Genomic DNA, 1322 nt, shown 5'->3' on the forward strand with positions numbered 1-1322 from the left:
GACAACTGTAGCAACATCACAAGCAAGAACATCACACCGAACGCGGACTTCTACCCGCAAGCATGGTATGAGCCGGAGGAGAACACGCTCTACGTGCGCAACATCAAGGTGGAACGCACGGGCGGCTACAACCATGCGCTGGAGAATGAAAGCAACGACGGGCTGACGGTGGTGTTCATGGGCAAGAATTATTTTCGTGCGAAGAACTCAAGCACCATCTTTCTGAAGAAGAACACCACACTGAAGAGCTACAACGGCAATACCGAAGAAAACACACTCCGCGTATGGTGTTATGAATATGAGGGCATCCACGTGCAGAACAAGGCTACACTCACCATCGAGGGACTCGGAATTGATGTATTTTCAGATAAACACTATCCCCTTTCGGCCAAGCGTGAAGAGGGGCTTTATATCAAGAATTCTGCTGTCACGGTATATGGCGGGGATAGATTTTATGATTTCAAGGACATTACCTTTGAGAATATCACGTTTGATGCTTTTCATTCTTCATCCACTTTAATCTATATTTCCGACACGGACCCCTCGCATTACTATACGCTTACATTGAAAGGCGAGAACAAAGCTAACCTCGATTGGGCATCTTTCATAAAGACCAAGACCAACTTTACCATAAAGGGCGACGGAAGTTTCATGGACTACGGCGGAGCATCACAGGGGATACTAGTAGACAACAACAGGGGCATGACATTCAGGCTTGAAGGCGGATGTGCGCTCACGTTCAGCAAGCCTATTCCGTTTAGGAGTACGACCGGCAACGAAACATTGGAAATCGATAATTCGAGCCTAAGGAATGTCGTATTGTATAGTTTCAATAACATCAACATCTCCGGTAGCAGGATTGTTCAGCCGGCAGGTGGGACGCTTACAAACGGAAAAATCATGGTCAATGGCGAAGAATACACAAATTCGGTGACCATCGTAAAGAGCGAATGGGAAAAGCCGAGCATTGACAATGCGTCGGTAAAGGTGGAGGACGTGACGCACACGACGGCCACCGTGACGTGGAAACAGGCCACGGACAACGCTACGCCGAAGGAGCTTATGTGCTATTATGTGTTTCTTGACGACAGCAGAACGGGAAACCGCAAACATGTTGGCGAACTTATCGGCAAAGATACGCTGAAGCTGAAGGACCTGACACCCGACACCCGATACACGGTGATCGTGAAAGCACTGGACGAATGCGGCAACTTCGTCTTCTACAACGAGAAGACCTTCACCACGCCGACCGACAAGGAAGCCTATGCGGCCGTGAGCGGCAGCACGCTGACCTTCTATTACGACAACCAGAGGGCGAAGCG

The 1322-nt window shown here is 49.2% G+C and carries 1 protein-coding gene; it reads left to right on the forward strand.

Annotated features, from left to right (window positions below):
• A partial coding sequence (locus tag HMPREF9944_RS01225; RefSeq protein ID WP_008563890.1) for a fibronectin type III domain-containing protein occupies window positions 1-1322 on the forward strand: 1322 nt, incomplete at both ends.

Origin of the sequence: Segatella maculosa OT 289, from assembly GCF_000243015.1 — a bacterium.
GTDB lineage: Bacteria > Bacteroidota > Bacteroidia > Bacteroidales > Bacteroidaceae > Prevotella > Prevotella maculosa.